At 70.9% G+C, this 1,029-nt stretch carries 1 protein-coding gene; it reads right to left on the reverse strand.

Translation table 11 applies throughout. The features are described 5' to 3' along the window. On the reverse strand, positions 1 to 915 hold a 915-nt coding region (locus U9R90_RS36405), incomplete at its 3' end, for a MurR/RpiR family transcriptional regulator (protein ID WP_411061783.1). Positions 916 to 1,029: the final 114 nt, after the last annotated feature.

Below are 1,029 nucleotides of genomic sequence, written 5' to 3' on the forward strand. Positions count from 1 at the left end.
CCGGGTTCGGGGGGTGTGGCGGTGGGCCAGTGCCTCGTACGACGCTGCCAGGGCGGGGGCCGCGGTCTCGTACGTGCGCTGGGCGACCCCTATGAACAGGCAGTCGACCACCAGGAGTTGGGATGTGCGTGACGACATCGCGGCGGGGCGCAGTTCGCTCTCGCGGGCGGTGGACGTGGTCAGGATGTGGTCGGCGTACTGCGAGACCGGGCTCTCCGGGCGGCCGGTGATCGCGACCGTCGTCGCGCCGTGTTCGAACGCGACGCGGAGCGGCTCTATCGCGTCCCCGGTCGTGCCGGAGTGGGTGATCGCGATCGCCACGTCGCCTGTGCGGAGCTGGACGGCGTTCGTCACCGCCAGGTGCGGGTCGCTCAGGGCGTGCGCGACCAGGCCTATGCGCAGGAGTTTCTGGGCCAGGTCCTGGCCTACCAGGGATGAGGCGCCGACGCCGTAGATGTCGATACGGCGGGCGGTGGCGAGGGCTGCGACGGCGGCGCTGAGCTGGGTGACGTCGAGGCCGGCCGCCGTGTCGGCGAGGGTCTGCTGCTCGTCGTACGCCAGCTTCGCGACGACCTCGGGCAGCGGGTCGTCTACCGAGATGTCGGCGGTGACGGAGGGGGAGCGCCCGGACTGCTGCTGGGCGGCGAGTCCGGCCAGCGCGAGGCGCAGGTCGCGGTAGCCGGGGTAGCCGAGCAGGCGGGCGGTGCGGACCACTGTGGCCTCGCTGGTGCCGGTGAGCTCGGCGAGGGCGGTGACCGTCAGCGCCGCGCAGCCCGCGGGGTCGCCGGCCACGGCTTCGGCGACGCGTTGCATGGAGCGGGTCATCGTCGGCGCGAGGGTGCGGACCTTGGCGGCGAGGGCTGCGGGGGCGGGTGGGGCGCTGCCGGTGAAAATTTCCTTCACTTCGTTGCTCACATTTGGAATCTATTTTCCGGTCGATTTTGCGTCAAGGCTTTGTGTCATGGTTCGTGTCGAGGTTCGTGTCACGGGTGGATCGGGCTGGTCTGGGGGCGGGTCTTCGGTCCTGGG

The sequence above is a fragment of the Streptomyces sp. E11-3 genome, assembly GCF_046540415.1.
In the GTDB taxonomy this organism is placed as follows: Bacteria; Actinomycetota; Actinomycetes; order Streptomycetales; family Streptomycetaceae; genus Streptomyces.